Source organism: Paraburkholderia graminis C4D1M (assembly GCF_000172415.1).
Lineage (GTDB): Bacteria > Pseudomonadota > Gammaproteobacteria > Burkholderiales > Burkholderiaceae > Paraburkholderia > Paraburkholderia graminis.
In genome coordinates this window covers 237,522-257,933 of record NZ_ABLD01000003.1, presented here as the reverse complement: position 1 = coordinate 257,933, position 20,412 = coordinate 237,522, and the positions used below count along the sequence as shown (strand labels likewise).

General features: G+C 64.0%; 16 protein-coding genes. 14 read left to right on the top strand and 2 right to left on the bottom strand.

What is annotated here, in order from left to right:
* Positions 1 to 14 precede the first annotated feature (14 nt).
* The 12 genes from BGRAMDRAFT_RS06875 (at position 15) to BGRAMDRAFT_RS06820 (ending at position 14,842) form a co-directional block, all read left to right on the top strand.
* Positions 15 to 650, top strand: a complete 636-nt coding sequence (locus tag BGRAMDRAFT_RS06875) for a methyltransferase domain-containing protein (protein WP_006047968.1) — start codon at positions 15 to 17, stop codon at positions 648 to 650.
* A 227-nt stretch (positions 651 to 877) separates the two neighbouring features.
* Complete coding sequence (locus BGRAMDRAFT_RS06870) at positions 878 to 1,264, top strand: FmdB family zinc ribbon protein (protein WP_006047967.1); 387 nt, start codon at positions 878 to 880, stop codon at positions 1,262 to 1,264.
* Between the two features lie 72 nt (positions 1,265 to 1,336).
* Positions 1,337 to 1,990 carry a DUF502 domain-containing protein gene (locus BGRAMDRAFT_RS06865; RefSeq protein ID WP_006047966.1) on the top strand — a complete coding sequence of 218 codons (654 nt, stop codon included), beginning with the start codon at positions 1,337 to 1,339 and terminating at the stop codon, positions 1,988 to 1,990.
* A 76-nt stretch (positions 1,991 to 2,066) separates the two neighbouring features.
* Complete coding sequence (aspS, locus tag BGRAMDRAFT_RS06860; protein ID WP_006047965.1) at positions 2,067 to 3,866, top strand: aspartate--tRNA ligase; 1,800 nt, start codon at positions 2,067 to 2,069, stop codon at positions 3,864 to 3,866.
* A gap of 176 nt (positions 3,867 to 4,042) precedes the next feature.
* The gene (gene nudB / locus BGRAMDRAFT_RS06855; protein WP_029970480.1) at positions 4,043 to 4,528 is read left to right on the top strand and encodes a dihydroneopterin triphosphate diphosphatase; all 486 of its coding nucleotides are present in this window, start codon (positions 4,043 to 4,045) and stop codon (positions 4,526 to 4,528) included.
* Positions 4,525 to 5,784 (top strand): cardiolipin synthase ClsB, encoded by a 1,260-nt coding sequence (gene clsB, locus BGRAMDRAFT_RS06850; protein WP_006047963.1) that lies wholly within the window; start codon positions 4,525 to 4,527, stop codon positions 5,782 to 5,784. Before nudB ends, clsB begins: the two co-directional genes overlap by 4 nt.
* Positions 5,785 to 6,046: 262 nt before the next feature.
* Entirely contained in the window at positions 6,047 to 7,456 is a 1,410-nt protein-coding gene (locus tag BGRAMDRAFT_RS06845) for a tetratricopeptide repeat protein (protein WP_006047962.1), read from the top strand.
* A 243-nt stretch (positions 7,457 to 7,699) separates the two neighbouring features.
* On the top strand, positions 7,700 to 8,299 hold the full coding sequence (locus BGRAMDRAFT_RS06840) for a TetR/AcrR family transcriptional regulator (protein ID WP_006047961.1): 600 nt from the start codon (positions 7,700 to 7,702) through the stop codon (positions 8,297 to 8,299).
* A 68-nt stretch (positions 8,300 to 8,367) separates the two neighbouring features.
* The gene (locus tag BGRAMDRAFT_RS06835; protein WP_006047960.1) at positions 8,368 to 10,155 is read left to right on the top strand and encodes an acyl-CoA dehydrogenase C-terminal domain-containing protein; all 1,788 of its coding nucleotides are present in this window, start codon (positions 8,368 to 8,370) and stop codon (positions 10,153 to 10,155) included.
* A gap of 127 nt (positions 10,156 to 10,282) precedes the next feature.
* Positions 10,283 to 12,718 (top strand): 3-hydroxyacyl-CoA dehydrogenase/enoyl-CoA hydratase family protein, encoded by a 2,436-nt coding sequence (locus BGRAMDRAFT_RS06830; RefSeq protein ID WP_006047959.1) that lies wholly within the window; start codon positions 10,283 to 10,285, stop codon positions 12,716 to 12,718.
* A gap of 30 nt (positions 12,719 to 12,748) precedes the next feature.
* Positions 12,749 to 13,948 (top strand): acetyl-CoA C-acyltransferase, encoded by a 1,200-nt coding sequence (locus BGRAMDRAFT_RS06825; protein WP_006047958.1) that lies wholly within the window; start codon positions 12,749 to 12,751, stop codon positions 13,946 to 13,948.
* A gap of 123 nt (positions 13,949 to 14,071) precedes the next feature.
* Positions 14,072 to 14,842, top strand: a complete 771-nt coding sequence (locus BGRAMDRAFT_RS06820) for an enoyl-CoA hydratase (protein ID WP_006047957.1) — start codon at positions 14,072 to 14,074, stop codon at positions 14,840 to 14,842.
* A 51-nt stretch (positions 14,843 to 14,893) separates the two neighbouring features.
* Here the strand turns inward: BGRAMDRAFT_RS06820 and fdhD are convergent, their stop codons facing one another.
* On the bottom strand, positions 14,894 to 15,721 hold the full coding sequence (gene fdhD, locus BGRAMDRAFT_RS06815) for a formate dehydrogenase accessory sulfurtransferase FdhD (RefSeq protein ID WP_006047956.1): 828 nt from the start codon (positions 15,719 to 15,721) through the stop codon (positions 14,894 to 14,896).
* 123 nt (positions 15,722 to 15,844) lie between these two features.
* Here fdhD and BGRAMDRAFT_RS06810 point away from each other — a divergent pair, with 123 nt between their 5' ends.
* A complete protein-coding gene (locus BGRAMDRAFT_RS06810; RefSeq protein WP_006047955.1) occupies positions 15,845 to 16,321 on the top strand; it encodes a nitrate reductase associated protein in 477 nt (158 codons plus the stop codon).
* A gap of 172 nt (positions 16,322 to 16,493) precedes the next feature.
* A complete protein-coding gene (locus tag BGRAMDRAFT_RS06805) occupies positions 16,494 to 19,604 on the top strand; it encodes a sensor domain-containing protein (protein ID WP_006047954.1) in 3,111 nt (1,036 codons plus the stop codon).
* A gap of 27 nt (positions 19,605 to 19,631) precedes the next feature.
* Here the strand turns inward: BGRAMDRAFT_RS06805 and BGRAMDRAFT_RS06800 are convergent, their stop codons facing one another.
* On the bottom strand, positions 19,632 to 20,246 hold the full coding sequence (locus BGRAMDRAFT_RS06800; RefSeq protein WP_006047953.1) for a glutathione S-transferase: 615 nt from the start codon (positions 20,244 to 20,246) through the stop codon (positions 19,632 to 19,634).
* Positions 20,247 to 20,412: the final 166 nt, after the last annotated feature.

The window sequence follows — 20,412 nt, the reverse complement described above, 5'->3', positions numbered from 1 at the left end:
ATGCGAGGCGAACGATGAGCGATCCGAGCCAAGATCCGACCCAATCCCCGATGCCCGATTTCGAAAGCCGCGATCCGAATTCGCCGGCGTTCTGGGACGAGCGTTTCGAGCGTCATTTCACGCCGTGGGACCAGGCGGGCGTGCCGTCGGCGTTTCAGTCGTTTGCTGGGCGTCATGCCGGCGAGGCGGTGCTGATTCCCGGCTGCGGCAGCGCCTACGAAGCGGCCTGGCTGGCCGCGCACGGCAGTCCGGTGCGCGCCATCGACTTTTCGCACGCAGCCGTCGCGGCGGCGCGCGCGCAGTTGGGCGAACAGCATGCACAGCTCGTCGAACAGGCGGATTTTTTCAGCTACGAGCCGCCGTTTGCGCCCGCATGGATCTACGAGCGCGCGTTTCTGTGCGCGTTGCCGCCTGCGCGCCGCGACGACTATGCGCGCCGCATGGCCGAACTGTTGCCGGCAGGCGCGCTGCTCGCCGGCTTCTTTTTTATCGGAGCGACGCCGAAAGGGCCGCCGTTCGGCATCGAGCGCGCTGAACTCGAGACGCTGCTCACGCCGCATTTCGAACTGATCGAAGATGAGGCGGTCAGCGATTCGATCGCGGTGTTTGCGGGACGCGAGCGTTGGCTGACGTGGCGCCGCCGAGGCTGAACGTCGAGCGTCGCCCGCCGAGGCCGGGGCCGCTGCCGCTGCCGGTTCGAGCGCCGCGGCGCCTGACCATCGCTCGCGCGGCCCTTGATTTTTCATGCAAGCGCCCCCATCTGGCGCGACGGCGGCTGCGCCGGACGCTCATCCCCAAAATGCCGGGGAGCGTTACGGTTTGCGGCTATAATTCAAGGCTTTGCAAGCGTTTACAAGATTTCAGTAGGGAACAGGTCATGCCGATCTACGCTTATCGTTGCGAGTCATGCGGCTTTGGGAAGGACGTCCTTCAGAAGATGAGCGACCCCCAGTTGACGCAATGTCCCGAGTGCGGGAAAGACACTTTTCGCAAACAGGTCACGGCCGCGGGCTTCCAGTTGAAGGGCTCCGGCTGGTACGTGACCGACTTCCGCGGCGGCAACAGCGGCGCGCCCGCGAAGGCCGACGCCAACGGCGCGTCGAATGGCGCTGCCAACGGCGCCTCGGGCGAGAACGCCGCGGCTGCCAGCAACGGCGCCGCCAAACCCGACACAGCCGCAGCCAGCAGTTCAGCCGCGGCGCCGGCAGCACCGGCTGCAACGCCGGCGGCCAGCACGCCCGCAAGCGGCTCCAGCAGCGTCTAGTAGCACTGCCGCCCTCGCGGGCGGCGCACACGCCGCGCATTGCTTCGGCGGCGCGGCTTTCTGGCGGTACACATGACGACGAAAAAAACGACGCTCAAATCGGTGTTTCTGACTGGCCTCCTGGTGCTGGTGCCTTTGGCCATCACGCTGTGGGTGCTCGGTCTGATCATCGGCACGATGGATCAGACGCTATTGCTGCTGCCGCGCGCATGGCAGCCCGAGCGCGTGTTCGGTTTCCGCCTGCCCGGCCTCGGCGCGGTGCTGACACTGGCATTCATCTTTGTCGTCGGGCTGTTGACTCAGAACTTCGTCGGGCAGAAGCTCGTGAAGTGGTGGGAAGTCGTGGTCGCGCACATTCCCGTGGTCGGGCCGATCTACACGAGCGTCAAGCAGGTGTCCGACACGCTGCTGTCGAGCAGCGGCAACGCGTTTCGCAAGGCGCTGCTCATCGAATACCCGCGCCGCGGCTGCTATACGATTGCGTTTCTGACCGGCATTCCGGGCGGCGACGTGATCAATCACCTGAAAGAAGATCACGTCAGCGTTTATGTGCCGACCACGCCGAATCCAACGTCCGGCTTCTTCCTGATGGTGCCCAAGAGCGAAGTGATCGAACTCGACATGACGGTCGACGCCGCGCTCAAGTACATCGTCTCGATGGGCGTCGTGGCGCCGTCCGCGCCTCCGGCGCCGGTGCGCCGCACGACAGTCGAGCCTCCGCTGTAATGCCGGCGCGCAACGTTTCACGCAGTGTCGAACTGCGGCGCGCCGATCAACCAATGCAAAACGAAAGTCAAACATCATGTCGATGAGATCTGAATACTGCGGTCTGGTGACCGAAGAACTACTGGGCCAAACCGTCTCGCTGTGCGGCTGGGTCAGCCGCCGCCGCGACCACGGCGGCGTTATCTTCATCGACCTGCGTGACCGCGAAGGCCTCGTTCAGGTCGTCTGCGACCCGGATCGCGCGGAGATGTTCAAGGCGGCCGAAGACGTGCGCAACGAGTTCTGTCTGCAGATCAAGGGCGTGGTGCGCGCGCGTCCCGAAGGCACGACGAACGCCGCGCTCAAGAGCGGCAAGATCGAAGTGCTGTGCCACGAGCTGATCGTGCTGAACGCGTCGGTCACGCCGCCGTTCCAGCTCGACGACGACAACCTGTCGGAAACCACGCGCCTCACGCATCGCGTGCTCGATCTGCGCCGTCCGCAGATGCAGCACAACCTGCGTCTGCGTTACCGCGTCGCGATCGAAGTGCGCAAGTACCTCGACACGCTCGGCTTCATCGACATCGAAACGCCGATGCTGACCAAGAGCACGCCGGAAGGCGCGCGCGACTACCTGGTGCCGTCGCGTACGAACCCCGGTCAGTTCTTCGCGCTGCCGCAGTCGCCGCAGCTCTTCAAGCAGCTCTTGATGGTGGCGAACTTCGACCGCTACTACCAGATCACCAAGTGCTTCCGCGACGAAGACCTGCGCGCCGACCGTCAGCCGGAATTCACGCAGATCGACTGCGAAACCTCGTTCCTGTCGGAACAGGAAATTCGCGATCTGTTCGAGGCGATGATCCGTCATGTGTTCAAGGAAACGATCGGCGTTTCGCTCGACGAGAAATTCCCGGTCATGGAGTATTCGGAAGCCATGCGCCGCTTCGGTTCGGACAAGCCGGACCTGCGCGTGAAGCTCGAATTCACCGACCTGACCGACGCGGTTAAAGACGTCGAATTCAAGGTGTTCAGCACGCCGGCCAACTCGAAAGACGGCCGCGTTGCGGCCATCCGCGTGCCGAAGGGCGGCGAGCTTTCGCGTGGCGACATCGACAGCTATACGGAATTCGTGCGCATTTACGGCGCGAAGGGTCTCGCGTGGATCAAGGTCAACGAAGTGGCGAAGGGCCGCGACGGTCTGCAAAGCCCAATCGTCAAGAACCTGCATGACGAAGCGGTCAAGGCGATTATCGAGCGCACCGGCGCGCAAGACGGCGACATCATCTTCTTCGCGGCGGATCGCGCGAAGGTGGTGAACGACAGCCTCGGCGCGCTGCGTCTGAAGATCGGCCATTCGGAATTCGGCAAGGCCAACGGTCTGGTCGAGTCGGGCTGGAAGCCGCTGTGGGTGGTCGACTTCCCGATGTTCGAATACGACGAGGAAGACAACCGCTACGTCGCCGCGCATCATCCGTTCACGAGCCCGAAAGACGAGCACCTCGAGTACCTGGAATCGGACCCGGCGCGTTGCCTCGCGAAGGCTTACGACATGGTGCTGAACGGCTGGGAAATCGGCGGCGGCTCGGTGCGTATCCACCGCGAGGAAGTGCAGAGCAAGGTGTTCCGCGCGCTCAAGATCAACGCCGAAGAAGCGCAAGCCAAGTTCGGCTTCCTGCTCGACGCGTTGCAGTACGGCGCGCCTCCGCATGGCGGCATCGCGTTCGGTCTGGACCGCATCGTCACGATGATGGCCGGCGCCGATTCGATCCGCGACGTGATCGCGTTCCCGAAGACGCAGCGCGCGCAAGATCTGCTCACGCAGGCGCCGAGCGAAGTGGACGAGCGCCAGCTGCGCGAGTTGCACATCCGTCTGCGCACGCCGGAACCGAAGGCGTGACGATTTGATGCCGGGTGCTGTCTGAAAACGACAGCAGAAGCAAAACGAAAAGGCGCGGGAGGAAACTCCGGCGCCTTTTTCGTTTTTTGCGTTACAGTCGATGCAACAGCTTTCGACTGTTCATTGGACCACCCGCCGACATGTATCGCGCAAGCATTGCGCCCAGTTTTCACATCATGCCGAAACCGCCGAAGATCCCGCAGTCCGTACTCGTCGTCATTCATACGCCCTCGCTCGATGTGCTGTTGATCGAGCGCGCCGATATGCCGGGGTTCTGGCAGTCGGTGACGGGTTCGAAAGACCGGCTCGACGAACCGCTCGCCGAAACGGCCATGCGCGAAGTGGCCGAGGAAACCGGCATCGTGATCGGCAGCGCTGCTGTGCCGCAAAGCGCGCTGTTCGACTGGCAATACTCGATCGAATACGAGATCTATCCGCAGTTTCTGCATCGCTATGCCGAAGGCGTGATCCACAACACCGAGCACTGGTTCAGCGTGGAAGTGCCCGAGCGCCTCGAAGTCACGCTCGCGCCGCGCGAGCACACCGCGTTTCTTTGGCTGCCGCATGAAGAGGCGGCGTCGCGCTGCTTTTCGTCGTCGAATGCGGATGCGATCCTGCAGTTGCCGAGCAGGTTGCGCAAGCGTTCGGAGTCTCGCCGATGAGCGTCGGCGGCGCACGCCGTTTCGCCCGTCTGCGGCAATCGCTGCTCGGCCGCCGCTATTGGCAGCGCTACCGCTTCACGAGCGGCAACGACGTCAAGCTGCTGCGCTCCGGCGACGAGTTCTTCAGCGCGCTTGTGCAGCGTGTGGATGCCGCCGAGCGCGACGTGGTTCTCGAAACCTATATCTTTTGCTACGACGAGGCCGGGCAGATGGTCAACGCGGCGCTGCTGCGCGCTGCGGCGCGCGGCGTGCGTGTGCGCGTGATCACCGACGGTGTCGGCACCGCCCGCCTGCCGATGTTCGACGAGTGGACCGGCGCGGGCATCGAGCATCGCATCTACAACCCGCACATTTTCGGGCGCTTCGGTTTCTCGCGCACGCACCGCAAGCTGGCCGTGATCGACGACGCGTTTGCGTATTGCGGCGGCATCAACATCGTCGACGATTACGAAAACAACGGCGAGACGCTGCCGTACCGGCGCTGGGATTTCGCGGTCGAACTGCACGGGCCGGTGGTGAGCGACGTGCGCCAGGCGTTCGAAGTGCAATGGCGGCGGATTCGCGTCGGGCATCGGCCGGTGGAGTCGCTCGAGCCCGATCTCAGTCCGAAGACGTCCGCGTCGCTCGGCAGCCTGCGCCGTCGCCGTCGGCGCCGCAACGAAGAACTGTGGGCGGGCGGCGAACCGTGCGTCGCGTTCGTCGCGCGCGACAACCTGATCAATCGGCGCGCCATCGAAAAGGCGTATCTGACGGCGATCGGCCAGGCGCGTAACGAGGTGCTGCTCGCGAATCCGTACTTCATGCCTGGCCGCAAGCTGCGTCGCGCGCTCGTGTATGCGGCGCGGCGCGGCGTCGTGGTGAAGCTGATTATCGGCCGCAAGGAGTTCAAGGCGCTCGACTACGCGGTGCCTTTTCTCTATCGCGCGTTGCTGCGGGCGGGCGTGCAGATCGCCGAGTACGAGAAGACCATGCTGCACGGCAAGGTCGCGGTGGTCGACTCGAACTGGGCGACCGTGGGTTCGTCCAATCTCGACGCGCTCAGCCTCATGCTGAACAACGAGGCCAACGTCGTGCTGGTGAACGATCCGTCGGTCGACGCGCTTCGCGAAGCGATCCTCGTCGCGTTCAAGGACTCGCGGCGCATCGACGAGGCGCACTACGACGCGCGTCCGGCCGGCGAACGGCTGCTTAACTGGCTCGCCTACACGACGTACCGGCTGGCGATGAAGGTGCTGACGGTGGGCGGCTACGATTAGCGGATAAGGCCGACGCTTCACAAGCACGCTCAACCATTTCCCGATGTCTTTCAGACGTTTCGCGCAGCCCCTTCGCGGACCCCGAAACCATAATCGCCGCTCACCAGCGGTCAAGCGCCCGACGCGAGAAGATGCGAGCCCATGCGAGCCCATGCGTCGGCGTCAAAGACCTCTGCCATCAAGCAGCGTGCGCCGATGGCACTGCACCGCGCACCGTGAGCGGCGCGAAGCCACCGGCCAGTCATCGAGGTCCGTCCGTCCCATGCCAGCGCATTCCGAAGCCGCATCCGATAACAGCAACATATCAAGCCTGCATGACCAGGCTCTGGCAGCGTACCGGGCCGGTCGCCACGACACCGTCCACGCGCTCGCCGCGCAAATCCTGACGCTGGACGGCGAGCACACCGGCGCCATGCATCTCGAGGGCCTGCTCGCGCTTGCCGCCGGCCAGCCTGAAGTGGCGCAACACTGGATCGAGCGGGCGATCGAGCTCGGTCCGGAAGCGAACCTCTACAACACGCTGTACGCGATTCAACTCAGACTGGGCGATCACGACGGAGCCGTCGACAGTTTGCGCAAGGGGCTCGCACTGCAGCCGGAGTTCACTGCGCTTCACTACAACCTGGCGTTGACGCTGCAACATCTCGACCGTCCGGAAGACGCGGCAGTCAGTTACCGTCGGACGATCAAGATTGAACCTGGCCACTCCGCGGCGCACAACAACCTCGGCCGCATCTTCGCGGACCTGGGCGCTCTACAGGAAGCCGAGCATCACTACCGGCGCGCGCTCGAACTCGCGCCGGCCAATCTCGTCGCACGCAATAACCTGTCGATGCTGCTGCTCGCCACCGGCCGTTATCAGGAAGCCTGGCCATATTTCGAAGACCGCTGGGTCAGCTTCCGTCACGCCGACGGAAGTCCCGCGCGAGTGCCCATCCAGGCGCCGTTGCCGCGCTGGTGGGGCGAAAGCCCCGCCGTGGTCGGCACCGCGGAGCCGAAACGTATGCGCAGCGAACGTCTGCTCGTGCTCGACGAGCAAGGCTACGGCGACAGTCTGCAATTCGCGCGCTACCTGCCAATGGCGCTCGAACTGTTCGCGCAGGTCGGCTATGTATGCCCGGCGCCGCTGCGTCGCCTGTACGCAGAATCGCTGTGTTCGCGCTGGCCGGGGCTCGTGCTGCTCGACGAGCCGGCGTCCGATGTTGCGAGCTGGGATCGCTATTGCCCGCTGATGTCGTTGCCGATGGCGTTCGGCACGCAAGTCGCGACCATCCCGGCGGACACGCCGTATCTCCACGCCGATATGACGCGTGCCGCCGCCTGGCGCGCGCGGCTCGACACGTTGCCGGACGCGCACTTGCCGCGCATCGGCGTGGTATGGGCGGGCGGTCATTCGGGCATCGCCGTGGATCGCCGGCGCAGCCTCAGCGCAGCTCAGCTTGCGCCGCTCTTCGCGCTCGATCAGATCCGCTGGATCAGTCTGCAAAAGACCGATGATCCCGCCAAGCTGGCCGATCCGGCCAGCCAGGCGCGCCTAACGGACTGGACCGCCGATCTCACGGACTTCGCGGATACCGACGCAAACTCAGCGCGACGACTGGGACGACGTGCTCGCGCGGACATGCGAGGCACTCAAGCAGCGCTACGCAATCGGAGCTTAAACGTGTTCTAGATTCGCTTGCGCTGCTGCATCATGTCAGCCGGCTGCGCAGTTCGAGGAAGCAGATGGAGCAATGCAAAACTGCCTGACGACAAACCCCTCTAAAAAATCCGATTCCTCTGATTGCTACATGCCCCAAAATTGAAGCCAGGTTAGAAACCGGTTTCTAATAAAGTCCTTGTTTCGCGGACGGCGCCACTCAATAATAGTACGGCCGTTCGATTTTCTTTCGGTCACATTAGAACGGTAAAAGCTATGCGAAAAGGCGAACAAACGCGAGCCGCAATTCTCGATGCAGCACTTGATCTTGCAAGCCGCGACGGACTCGAAGGTCTGACGATTGGCCTCCTGGCCGAGCGCATGCAGATGAGCAAAAGCGGTGTGTTCGCGCATTTCGGGTCGCGCGAGGACTTGCAGGTGGAAGTCGTGCGCGAATATCACCGTCGTTTCGAAGACGAGGTGTTTTTCCCGAGCCTGCGCGAGCCTCGCGGATTGCCGCGTTTGCGCGCGATGATCTCGCGCTGGATCGAGAAACGCATTCAGGAAGTGACCACCGGGTGCATCTACATCAGCGGCGCCGTTGAATACGACGACCGCGCGGACAGCCAGGTGCGCGAACAACTGGTGTCGAGCGTGACGATGTGGCGCGCGGCGCTCACTCGCGCGATTTCGCAGGCAATGGAAGAAGGGCATCTGCGCGCGGACACCGATCCGCAATTGATGCTGTTCGAACTGTACAGCTTCACGCTGGGTCTGCATCACGACGCGCGTTTCCTGCATCTGCCGGATGCGGTGCGTCTGACGTGGGCCGCGTTGGAAAAACTGATTGTTTCGTATCAAAGCGAAAGCCGTTAGCAGAGAGCCGATCCGCGTCGCGCGTGCAGCTAACGGCCTGGCTTCATGTTTAAACTTTGGAGAGACTCATGGGACAGTACGCCGCGCCGCTGCGCGACATGCAATTCGTGTTGCACGAGCTGCTTAACGTCGAAGCCGAGATCAAGCAGATGCCGAAGCACGCGGATCTCGACGCCGGGACGATCAACGCCGTGCTCGAAGAGGCCGGCAAGTTCTGCTCCGAAGTGCTGTTTCCGCTGAATCACAGTGGCGACCAGGAAGGCTGCACGTACGTCGGCGACGGCGTCGTGACCACGCCGAAGGGTTTCAAGGAAGCCTATCAACAGTACGTTGAAGCCGGCTGGCCCGCGCTCGGTTGCGATCCCGAGTACGGCGGCCAGGGGCTGCCCGCGTTCGTCAACAACGCGCTCTACGAAATGCTGAATTCGGCGAACCAGGCATGGACGATGTACCCCGGCCTCTCGCACGGCGCATACGAATGCCTGCACGCGCACGGCACGCCGGAACTGCAAAAGGTGTATCTGCCGAAGCTGGTGTCGGGCGTATGGACCGGCACCATGTGTCTGACCGAGCCGCATTGCGGCACCGACCTCGGCATTCTGCGCACCAAGGCCGAGCCGAATAGCGACGGCTCGTATGCGATCAGCGGCACGAAGATTTTCATCTCCAGCGGCGAGCATGATCTTGCGGAGAACATCGTTCACCTCGTGCTCGCGCGTCTGCCGGACGCGCCCAAGGGCACCAAGGGCATTTCGCTTTTCATCGTGCCGAAGTTCGTGCCGAACGATGCGGGCGAGCCCGGCGAACGCAATGGCGTGAAGTGCGGTTCCATCGAACACAAGATGGGCATTCACGGCAACGCGACCTGCGTGATCAATCTCGACAACGCGAAGGGCTGGCTCGTCGGCGAGCCGAACAAAGGCTTGAACGCGATGTTCGTGATGATGAACGCTGCGCGTCTGGGCGTCGGCATGCAGAGTTTGGGCTTGACCGAAGTCGCGTACCAGAACTCGCTGACGTATGCGAAAGAACGTCTGCAGATGCGCTCGCTGACCGGCCCGAAGGCGCCGGACAAAGCCGCTGATCCGATCATCGTGCATCCGGACGTGCGCCGCATGCTGCTCACGCAAAAGGCCTATGCCGAAGGCGCGCGCGCGTTCTCGTACTGGTCCGCTTTGCACATCGATAAGGAGCTGTCGCACGCCGACGAATCCGTGCGCAAGGAAGCCGCCGATCTGGTCGCGCTGCTCACGCCGATCCTGAAAGCGTTCCTGTCGGACAACGCGTTCGAAGGCACGAATCACGCGATGCAGATTTACGGCGGCCACGGCTTTATCGCCGAGTGGGGCATGGAGCAGTACGTGCGCGACGCGCGCATCAACATGATCTACGAAGGCACGAACGCGATTCAGGCGCTCGACCTGCTCGGCCGCAAGATTCTCGGCGACATGGGCGCGAAGATGAAGAAGTTCGGCAAGCTCGTGACCGAGTTTGTCGAAGCCGAAGGCATCAAGCCGGAGATGCAGGAGTTCATCAACCCGCTCGCCGACATCGGCGAAAAGGTGCAGAAGCTGACGATGGAAATCGGCATGAAGGCCATGCAGAATCCGGACGAAGTGGGCGCTGCGGCCGTGCCGTATCTGCGCACCGTCGGGCACCTCGTGTTCTCGTACTTCTGGGCGCGCATGGCGCGCGTCGCGCTGGATAACGAAGCATCGGGCGATCCGTTCTACAAGGCCAAGCTCGCCACCGCGCGCTTTTACTTCGCGAAGCTGCTGCCCGAAACGGCCATGACGATTCGCCAGGCGCGCGCCGGTTCCAAGCCGCTGATGGACTACGAAGAAGCGCTGTTCTAAATCAACTCACGGAAAGTCGCCGCGCGGGTTCCAACGACGCGGCGACTTTGCCGGCCCCATCCATCGCGAAGTAGTCGAGATATCCGCGACACATTCGCGACACCGCATAACTCCCCGGAGGAACGACGTGAGCAATCTGATCATTCGCAAGGTAGCCGTGCTCGGCGCCGGCGTGATGGGCGCGCAGATCGCCGCGCACCTGATCAACGCCAAGGTGCCGGTGCTGCTGTTCGACCTGCCCGCAAAGGAAGGTCCGAAGAACGCCATCGCGTTGAAGGCGATCGAGAATCTGAAGAAGCTGTCGCCCGCGCCGTTCGGCGTGAAGGACGACGCGCAGTACATTCAGCCCGCGAATTACGACGACGACATCGAGAAGCTCGCCGAATGCGACCTCGTGATCGAAGCGATCGCCGAGCGCATGGACTGGAAGCACGACCTGTACAAGAAGGTGTCGCCGCACATCGCGCCGAACGCGATCTTCGCGACCAACACGTCGGGCCTGTCGATCACCGAGTTGTCGCAAGGTTTCGCGGACGAACTCAAGGCGCGCTTTTGCGGCGTGCACTTCTTCAATCCGCCGCGCTACATGCATCTGGTCGAACTGATCCCGACCGCGACCACGCGCCCGGAAATTCTCGATCAACTCGAAACGTTCCTGACGAGCGTGGTCGGCAAGGGCGTCGTGCGCGCGAAAGACACGCCGAACTTCATCGCGAATCGCGTCGGCATTTTCTCGATTCTCGCCGTGATTACCGAGGCCGCAAAATTCGGCCTGCGTTTCGACGAAGTGGACGACCTGACCGGCTCGCGTCTCGGCCGTGCGAAGTCGGCCACGTTCCGTACTGCTGATGTCGTGGGTCTCGACACGATGGCGCACGTCATCAAGACGATGCAGGACAACCTGAAGGACGATCCGTTCTTCCCGGTCTACGAAACGCCGGCCGTGCTCGCCGAACTCGTGAAGAAGGGCGCGCTCGGTCAGAAGACGGGCGGCGGCTTCTACAAGAAAGAAGGCAAGGCGATCAAGGTGCTCGACCCGAAAACGGGCGAGTACGTGGATGGCGGCGCGAAGGCCGACGAACTCGTCGGCCGCATTCTGAAGCGTCCGCCGGCTGAGCGGCTGAAACTGCTGCGCGAATCGGAGCACCCGCAGGCGCAGTTCCTGTGGTCCATTTTCCGCGACGTGTTCCACTACATCGGCGTGCATCTGGAATCCATCGCCGATAACGCGCGCGACGTCGACCTCGCCATCCGCTGGGGTTTCGGCTGGAACGAAGGTCCGTTCGAAGGCTGGCAGACAGCCGGCTGGAAGCAGGTCGCCGAATGGGTGCAGGAAGACATCGCGGCAGGCAAGGCGCTCTCGACTGTGCCATTGCCTTCGTGGGTGCTCGACGGTCCCGTCGCCGAAAAGGGCGGCGTGCATACGAACGAAGGTTCGTGGTCGCCGGCTTCGAAGACGTTCGTGCCGCGCTCGTCGCTTGGCGTGTATGAGCGCCAGGTGTTCCGCGCACCACTCGTCGGCGAAACGGCTGCGGACCCGAAGACTTACGGCAAGACGCTATTCGAAACGGACGCGGTGCGCGCATGGGTCGACGACCGCGCCGGCGAGAACGATGTTCTGATCGTGTCGTTCAAGAGCAAGATGAACACGATCGGACCGTCGGTGATCGACGGTTTGACGCAGGCCATCGAACTGGCCGAGAAGGACTACAAGGGTCTCGTGATCTGGCAGCCGACGTCGCTGAAACTCGGCGCGCCGGGCGGCCCGTTCTCGGCGGGCGCGAACCTCGAAGAAGCGATGCCCGCGTTCATGATGGGCGGCGCGAAAGGCATCGAGCCGTTCGTGAAGAAGTTCCAGCAAGGCATGCTGCGCGTGAAGTACGCGAGCGTGCCGGTTGTGGCCGCAGTGTCGGGCATTGCGCTCGGCGGCGGCTGCGAGTTGCTGCTGCATAGCGCGAAGCGCGTTGCGCACATCGAAAGCTATATCGGTCTCGTGGAAGTCGGCGTGGGTCTCGTGCCTGCTGGCGGCGGCCTGAAGGAAGCGGCGTTGCGCGCGGCCGAGGCCGCGACGCAAGTCGGCGCGACCAACGATCTGCTGAAGTTCGTGCAGAAGTCGTTCGAAAACGCGGCGATGGCGAAGGTGTCGGCGTCCGCGCTCGACGCCCGCGCGATGGGTTATCTGAAGCCGTCGGACACGATTGTGTTCAACGTGTTCGAGTTGCTCGACGTCGCGAAGAAGGAAGCGCGCGCACTCGCCGGCGCGGGCTATCGTCCGCCGCTGCGCGTCACGCAAGTGCCGGTTGCCGGACGCTCGGCGATCTCGACCATCAAGGCATCGCTCGTGAACATGCGCGACGGCCGCTTCATCAGCGAGCACGATTTCCTGATCGCGAGCCGCATCGCCGAAGCCGTGTGCGGCGGCGACGTGGAAGGCGGCAGTCTCGTCGACGAAGAATGGTTGCTGCAACTCGAGCGCCGCGCGTTCGTCGATCTGCTCGGCACGCAGAAGACGCAGGAGCGGATCATGGGCATGCTGCAAACCGGCAAGCCGGTGCGGAACTAATAGCGACGCGCGCAAATTTCGGAGAAACAAATGAGCAAGCAATTGCAAGACGCATATATCGTCGCCGCGAGCCGCACGCCGATCGGCAAGGCGCCGCGCGGCGTGTTCAAGAACACGCGCCCCGACGAACTGCTGGTGCATGCAATCCGATCCGCCGTGGCGCAAGTGCCCGGCCTCGACACGAAGGTGATCGAAGACGCGATTGTCGGCTGCGCGATTCCCGAGGCCGAGCAAGGCCTGAACGTGGCCCGCATGGGCGCGCTGCTCGCGGGCCTGCCGCAGTCGGTCGGCGGCGTCACGGTGAACCGCTTCTGCGCGTCGGGCCTGACCGCGTTGGCGATGGCCGCGGACCGCATCCGCGTCGGCGAATCGGACGCGCTGATCGCGGGCGGCTGCGAGTCGATGAGCATGGTGCCGATGATGGGCAACAAGCCGTCGCTGTCGCCGCATATCTTCGATCGCAATGAAGATGTTGGCATTGCGTACGGCATGGGCCTGACCGCCGAGAAAGTCGCCGAGCGCTGGAAGATCAGCCGCGAAGCGCAAGACGCGTTCTCGGTCGAATCGCATCGCCGCGCGATCGCCGCTCAGCAGTCCGGCGAGTTCAACGACGAGATCGCCGCGTACACGGTCACTGAGCGCTTCCCCGATCTCACCACGGGCGAAGTGCGCGTTAAAACGCGCGAAGTCTCGCTCGACGAAGGCCCACGCGCCGACACGTCGCTCGAAGGTCTCGCGAAACTGCGCACGGTGTTCGCGAACAAGGGCTCGGTGACGGCCGGCAACAGCTCGCAGACCTCGGACGGCGCGGGCGCACTGATCGTCGTGTCGGAGAAGATCCTCAAGCAGTTCAACCTGACGCCGCTCGCGCGCTTCGTCAGCTTCGCGGTGCGCGGCGTGCCGCCGGAAATCATGGGCATCGGGCCGAAGGAAGCGATTCCGGCCGCGCTGAAGGCCGCGGATCTGACACAGGACGACCTCGACTGGATCGAGTTGAACGAAGCGTTCGCCGCGCAATCGCTCGCGGTGATTCAGGACCTGGGCCTCGATCCGTCGAAGATCAACCCGCTCGGCGGCGCGATCGCGCTTGGCCATCCGCTGGGCGCGACGGGCGCGATTCGTGCGTCGACGGTCGTGCACGGCTTGCGCCGCCGCAACTACAAGTACGGCATGGTGACGATGTGCGTCGGCACCGGCATGGGCGCGGCGGGCATCATCGAGCGGCTGTGATACGGCTCGCTTCGGTGCACGCGGCATGCCGTTAAGGCGCTCGCAACGGTTCGCAGGCCTCGCGCTTGCGAACCGTTTTTGCTTTTACTACAGCAGATTCTGTAGCACATGAAGGAGACGAACATGACGACGGACATTCTGGTCGAGCGCGCCAACGGTGTGCTGACGATTGCCTTCAACCGGCCGGACAAGAAGAACGCGATCACGGCCGCGATGTATCAGACGATGGCCGACACGTTGGTCGACGCGCAAGCCGACGCGTCCGTGCGCGCCATTCTGTTTCGCGGCAGCGCGGGCATTTTTAGCGCGGGCAACGATCTCGAAGACTTCATGAAGGCGCCGCCGATGGGCGAAAACGCGCCGGTGTTCCAGTTCCTGCGCGCGATCAGTTCGGCGGAAAAGCCGGTGGTGGCGTCGGTCGCGGGGCCGGCGGTGGGCATCGGCACGACCTTGCTGCTGCATTGCGATCTGGTCTATGCCGCGGATTCGGCGAGCTTCTCGCTGCCGTTCGCGCAACTCGGGCTGTGTCCGGAAGCGGCGTCGAGTTTGCTGCTGCAACGCGTCGCGGGCTATCAGGCCGCGGCGGAAAAGCTGCTGCTCGGCGAGGCGTTCGACGCCGCCGAAGCGCAACGCATGGGCTTCGTGAATCGCGTGTTGCCGGCTGCGGAAGTCGACGCGTTCGCGGCATCGCAAGCCGCGAAGCTCGCCGCGTTGCCGGCGTCGTCATTGCGCGTGACCAAGAGCCTGATGAAGCGCGCGAGCCACCAGGAACTGCAAACGCAGATGTCGGAGGAAGCGCTGCACTTCGGCAAGATGCTGATCGCGCCCGAAGCGCGTGAGGCGTTCAAGGCGTTCTTCGAGAAGCGCAAGCCGGACTTCCGGCAATTCGACTGAACGAGCGGGGCGGCTGCAAAGCGCCCACTTGGCGATGCTCGCAGGAGCCGCTCAGGGCTGCGCCGTGTCGTAATCGACGTAGCTGGTTTCGCGGCAGAAGCTGACGAGCCGCACGCCGGCCTTGCGGGCAATCGCAATCGCCAGCGACGACGGCGCGGAGATTGTCGCGAGCATCGGCACGTCGACGCGCGCGGCTTTGCGCACGAGTTCATAGCTCGCGCGGCTCGACAGAAACACGAAGCCCTCTTTGGTATCCGCGCGATCGAGCACGAGCTGGCCGATCAGTTTGTCGAGCGCGTTGTGGCGGCCGACGTCTTCGAACGCGTAGCGGATCGCGCCCGCGGCGTCGCACCACGCGGCGGCGTGCAGGCCGCCGGTGAGGCGCGTCAACGCCTGATGCGCGGGCAATTCGCGGGCCGCGCGCGCGATCGCGTCGGGCGCGAGCCGCTGCAAAAAGCCGGTATCGGGCACGCGTTCCGGCTTCAGATCGAGCAGATCGATGCTTTCGATGCCGCACACGCCGCAGCCGGTGCGGCCGGCCAACGCGCGGCGCTTTTCCTTCAGTGCGACGAACGCCTGCTGCACGACCTGCAATTGCACCTCGGCGTGCGGCAATTCGCCGTCGTCATGCAGTTCGACCTCGATGTCCTGAATGTCGCTGCCGCGCTCGACAATCCCTTCCGAAATCGCAAAGCCGACGGCGAATGCTTCGAGATCGCGCGGCGTGCACATCATCACCGCATGCGAGATGCCGTTGAAGACGAGCGCGACCGGCCACTCCTGGCCGACGTGGTCGGCGACCGTTTCGACCGCCGCGCCGCGATGGCGGTGCACCTGACGCTCCACCGCGCCGGGCTGGCCTGTTTGCAGTTCGTTCACGCTGATTCACTCCGTTGATGCCGTGCGTGCGCCCGGCCATGCCGCGCCGCCGACGCACGAATAAGGTTCTAAAATACCTCAAGCTGGCCTTGTGCGTTGCCCGTCATCCAAGAGGAAACTGTCATGGGACTCAACGAAGCACCGCTGCTGTTCAACTTCGAGGTGGAGTCGTCGGAGAATTTCACCTACATCCCGATGTCGGTTCGCTTCAATCTCGATCGTTTCGGGCTGCGCATTTCGCTCGCGCAATGGCAAATGCTGCCGCTGGAGGACCGCAAGCTGCTCGCGCGTTTTCCCGTCGAAGACGATGCGGAGATCGAGCCCAACTTCGATCACGCGCTGTTCGAGATGCTGCGCACTCACGCGAACGTCGAACCGGAGTGGTTCACGCCGGACGAAGCGCCCGCGTGGCGCGACACGGCGAGCGTGCCTCAAAGCGTCGAGCGTCAGGCGAAGCTGGCGGGCCTCGCGGGTCCGAGCGCCGCGCGGTGGGCGGAGCTGGAACCGTTCAAGCGCTACGTGCTGGCGAAGTTGTCGCGCAAGCAGGAGATCAACCACGACTTCATCCCGGCGATGAAGGAATTTGGTGCGGCCGGCTAGGTGCGGCCGGCTAGGCGCACCCCACCAACTTTTTTTCACCTCCCACCCTCAACCTGTTCCGAACGCTGCCGTTATCCAAAGGTTAGCGCGTAAAAGACTCGCATCGATGCCGCCGGACGCATCGCAAGCGGCCTCGCGCTCCCGCCCGAAGAACGATCGACGTTCGGAACCCATGACTCCTTTCATCTCGAAGCGGCTGCTGATCAACATAGCGGTCGTGGCCGTCGCGCTCGGCGCAAACGTGTTCGCCGCATGCTTGCAGATCGCCGGCCAGCGTGAGGCCGACGCGCGCATGCTGCATTCGACGCACGTTCGCCAGAGCCTCGACGCCTACCAGTCGGCGCTCGACGGCGGCCTCGCCGCGCTCGGCCGCCTCGAGGCCGCGGGCGATCCGCCGCCCGTCGACGCGGCCGCGACGATGAACGCGACGCTCGCGAGTCTGGAAAGCAAGTTGCAGGGCGAACTGGCCGACGAACCCGCGATGCTCGCCACGCTCGCCCAGGTCGGCGCGGACCGGCGCGCGCTGCAACGCGACATCGGCGATGCACTGCTCACGCGCGACGCCGACGAGCCGGCCGCCTCGCGCGCATGGACGGCGGCGTCGTACATGCATGCCGGGCTCGGGCTGCAGCGTGTCGAAGCGGGCCTCGCCGCGCTGCGGGCAGCCGAGAACCGCGCGTTGCAGGCGTCGCTCGCGGCGTCGTCGAAGGAGCGGCGGCACGCGGCGCTGTTTCTGATCGCGACGATGCTGGCGGGCGCGGCGCTCCTGATCTTCACCTTCGGCGCACGCGAAAGCAGCGCGCGCAAGAAGCTGCACAGCGTGCGCGCGCTCGGCCGCAACGACGAGCGCTTTCGCAGCCTGTTCGACGATCATCCGGTGCCGATGTATATCTTCGAGCGCGCGACGCTGCGCTTTCTCGCCGTCAATTCGGCCGCGATCAAGCAGTACGGCTATTCGGAGAGCGAGTTTCTCGACATGACGATTCGCGCGATCCGGCCCAATAGCGAGATCGGGCGGCTCGAGTCGCATTTGCAGCGCGCCGACAGCGCCGAGCGCGGGCGCACGATGGCGGGCATCTGGCATCACCGGCGCAAGGACGGCTCGGTGATCAGCGCGGACATCTCCTATCACGCGCTGAACTTCATGGGCCGTGCCGCGTTCTTCGTTCTCGCCGACGACGTCACCGAGCAGATCAACGCCGAAGCCGAGGCGCAGCGCTCGAACCAGATGCTCGAAGCGGTGATCGACAACATCCCGCAGCGCATTTTCTGGAAAGACCTGGAGTCGCGCTATCTCGGCTGCAACATGGCGTTCGCGCGCGACGCGGGTCTGTCGTATCCCGAGCAGGTGGTCGGCAAGAGCGACGCCGACATGCCGTGGCGGGCGTTCGCCGAATTGCTGAACGCGCACGACAGGGAAGTGGTCGGCACGGGCGTGCCGAAGATGAACTTCGAAGTCGACGTGGTGATAGACGGCGTGCACCGCACGACGGTCACGAGCAAGCTGCCGTTCACCGACGGCGACGGCCGCGTGATCGGCGTGCTGGGTTCGTACACGGACATCACCGAGCGCAAGCGCGCCGACCTCGCGCTGCGTCTGCAAAGCCGCGCGCTCGATGCGAGCGTCAACGCGATTCTGATCACGGCGCCTTCGCCGGCGGGCAATCTGATCGAATACGTGAACCCGGCCTTCATGCGGATCACGGGCTACGATCCCGCCGAGGTGATCGGCCATGATTGCCGCGTGCTGCAACGCGACGATCGCGAGCAGGAAGGCGTCGCGCTGATCCGCGAGGCGCTCGCCGCGAATCGCGAAGTGAGCGCGGTGGTGCGCAACTATCGCAAGGACGGCGCGCTGTTCTGGAATCAGCTCTTCATCGCGCCGGTGCCGGATGCCGAAGGCATCATCACGCATCACATCGGCGTGATCAACGATGTCACCGACTTGATGCGCTATCAGGAACAGCTCGAATATCAGGCCAACTATGACAGCCTCACGCGCCTGCCGAATCGCAACCTGTTGCGCGACCGCTTGCAGCATGCGTTGATCGTCGCGCAGCGGCAGCACAAGGGCGTCGCGGTCGTGTTCATGGATCTCGACGGCTTCAAGAACGTCAACGACAGCCTGGGCCACAGCGTCGGCGACCGGCTGCTCGGTGTCGTCGCGGAGCGGCTCGCGCGCTGCACACGCACGAGCAATACGGTCGCGCGTCACGGCGGCGACGAGTTCGTGGTCGTGATGACCGATACCGTCGACGAACAATCGCTGATTGCGTGGATGGAGCGCGTGCGCGCGTCGATCTCGGAGCCGGTGTGGCTCGACGGAACGGAACTGTACGTGGGCTGCAGCCTGGGCGCGAGCCTGTTCCCGCAAGACGGCGACGACGCCGAAACGCTGATGAAAAAGGCCGATCTCGCGATGTATCGCGCGAAGGACATGGGCCGCAACACGTTCCAGTTCTATCAGCCCGAGATGAACGCGAGCGCGGGCGCGCGCCTTAACCTGGAGCGGCGTCTGCGGCGCGCGCTGCGCGACAACCAGTTCTTGCTGCACTATCAGCCGCAAGTCGATATTCACACCGGGCGGATTGTCGGCACCGAGGCGCTGGTGCGCTGGCGCGATCCCGAAGTCGGGCTCGTGCCGCCGTCGTCGTTCATTCCCGTTGCCGAAGAAAGCGGGCTGATCGGCCCGCTGTCGGAATGGGTGCTGCGCGAAGCGTGCCGTCAAAACAAGGCGTGGCAAGACCTCGGCTTGCCGCCGGCGCGCGTTTCCGTGAACCTGTCGGCGCGCGTGTTCCAGCAGCGCGACATTGCCAAGCTCGTGATGCAGGTGCTCGACGAAACCGGGCTCGAGCCGCGATATCTGGAACTGGAACTGACCGAAAGCGCGATCATGCGCAATGCCGAAGAAGCCGTGTCGATGCTCAACGAACTGAGCGCGCTGGGCATCGGCCTCGCAATCGACGACTTCGGCACCGGCTATTCGAGCCTCAGCTATCTGAAGCGCTTTCCGGTGGACCGGCTGAAGATCGACCGCTCGTTCGTGTCCGACATCGGCATCTCGGGCGACGACGAGACCATTACTTCGGCGATCATCGCACTCGCGCATTCGTTGAAGCTGCAAGTGATCGCCGAAGGCGTCGAGACCTCGGCGCAACTCGACTTTCTGAAGGAGCGCGCGTGCGACGAGATGCAAGGCTTCTACTTCGCGAAGCCTTTGTCGACCGATGCGATCTCCGAGCTGATGAAAGGCGGCACCGCGCACGAGCCGGCGATGGCCTGAAGCCTGGCTAACGCCTGCGCCTCGCGCTCACACCGCTGGCGTACTCACGAAAACCGGCAACTGTTCCGCCGCCGCCGAAAACGCCTGCAAATGCGGATGCGCGCTCGCGCTGACGATCTGCGGCAGCATCATCTGCGTGAAATTCCACGCGACCGCGACCGTGACTTCCGCCGCGCCGAAGCGCTCGGCCTCGGTCGGCAAGGGTGCCGCCGCGGCTTCCTGTTCGAGCTCGGCGTAGGCGGCGAGCACTTGCGCACGCACACGGTCCATCCACGGTTCATGCTGCTTGTCGGCCGGCCGCAGGTTGCGTTCGTAGACGATCTGCACGCTCTTGTCGCACGCGGCGAGCGAGAGGCCGGTGAGGCGCGCGGCGCGCAGGCAGTCGTCCGGATGCGACGGAAATAGCCGCTGCTTCGGACCGGCCAGCGACGCGAGATATTGCAGGATCACCGTCGAGTCCATCACCGTCTTGCCGTTGTCGGCGACGAGCGTCGGCGCCTTGACGACCGGGTTGATGGCCGCGAACTGGTCGTAGGTGCTGAACACCGAGATGGGCGCATGCTCGAACTCGAGCCCGAGCATCTTCATGCAGATAGCGACCCGGCGCACGTAAGGCGAGTCGAGCATTCCGATCAGTTTCATGTCTGTCCCGTTAGACGTTCTATCATCATGCGCCGTGGGGTCGCGGCGCTCGTTGCGTGTCGCCGCATCCCGCCGCGTCCATGCGGCGCGCTTCACCGCAATAGATTAAGCATCCGGGCGTGGCAGAAAAAGCGAAATTATTCGACGGTTTACGTCAGAATCTCTT

What these genes read in the sequence shown, in the direction of transcription:
- BGRAMDRAFT_RS06810 (WP_006047955.1), top strand. Translation starts at nt 15,845, where the DNA reads ATGGGACTCAACGAAGCACCGCTGCTGTTCAACTTCGAGGTGGAGTCG.
- BGRAMDRAFT_RS06875 (WP_006047968.1), top strand. Translation starts at nt 15, where the DNA reads ATGAGCGATCCGAGCCAAGATCCGACCCAATCCCCGATGCCCGATTTC.
- BGRAMDRAFT_RS06845 (WP_006047962.1), top strand. Translation starts at nt 6,047, where the DNA reads ATGCCAGCGCATTCCGAAGCCGCATCCGATAACAGCAACATATCAAGC.
- BGRAMDRAFT_RS06840 (WP_006047961.1), top strand. Translation starts at nt 7,700, where the DNA reads ATGCGAAAAGGCGAACAAACGCGAGCCGCAATTCTCGATGCAGCACTT.
- BGRAMDRAFT_RS06870 (WP_006047967.1), top strand. Translation starts at nt 878, where the DNA reads ATGCCGATCTACGCTTATCGTTGCGAGTCATGCGGCTTTGGGAAGGAC.
- BGRAMDRAFT_RS06865 (WP_006047966.1), top strand. Translation starts at nt 1,337, where the DNA reads ATGACGACGAAAAAAACGACGCTCAAATCGGTGTTTCTGACTGGCCTC.
- clsB (WP_006047963.1), top strand. Translation starts at nt 4,525, where the DNA reads ATGAGCGTCGGCGGCGCACGCCGTTTCGCCCGTCTGCGGCAATCGCTG.
- aspS (WP_006047965.1), top strand. Translation starts at nt 2,067, where the DNA reads ATGTCGATGAGATCTGAATACTGCGGTCTGGTGACCGAAGAACTACTG.
- nudB (WP_029970480.1), top strand. Translation starts at nt 4,043, where the DNA reads ATGCCGAAACCGCCGAAGATCCCGCAGTCCGTACTCGTCGTCATTCAT.
- BGRAMDRAFT_RS06805 (WP_006047954.1), top strand. Translation starts at nt 16,494, where the DNA reads ATGACTCCTTTCATCTCGAAGCGGCTGCTGATCAACATAGCGGTCGTG.
- BGRAMDRAFT_RS06800 (WP_006047953.1), bottom strand. Translation starts at nt 20,246, where the DNA reads ATGAAACTGATCGGAATGCTCGACTCGCCTTACGTGCGCCGGGTCGCT.
- BGRAMDRAFT_RS06835 (WP_006047960.1), top strand. Translation starts at nt 8,368, where the DNA reads ATGGGACAGTACGCCGCGCCGCTGCGCGACATGCAATTCGTGTTGCAC.
- BGRAMDRAFT_RS06825 (WP_006047958.1), top strand. Translation starts at nt 12,749, where the DNA reads ATGAGCAAGCAATTGCAAGACGCATATATCGTCGCCGCGAGCCGCACG.
- BGRAMDRAFT_RS06820 (WP_006047957.1), top strand. Translation starts at nt 14,072, where the DNA reads ATGACGACGGACATTCTGGTCGAGCGCGCCAACGGTGTGCTGACGATT.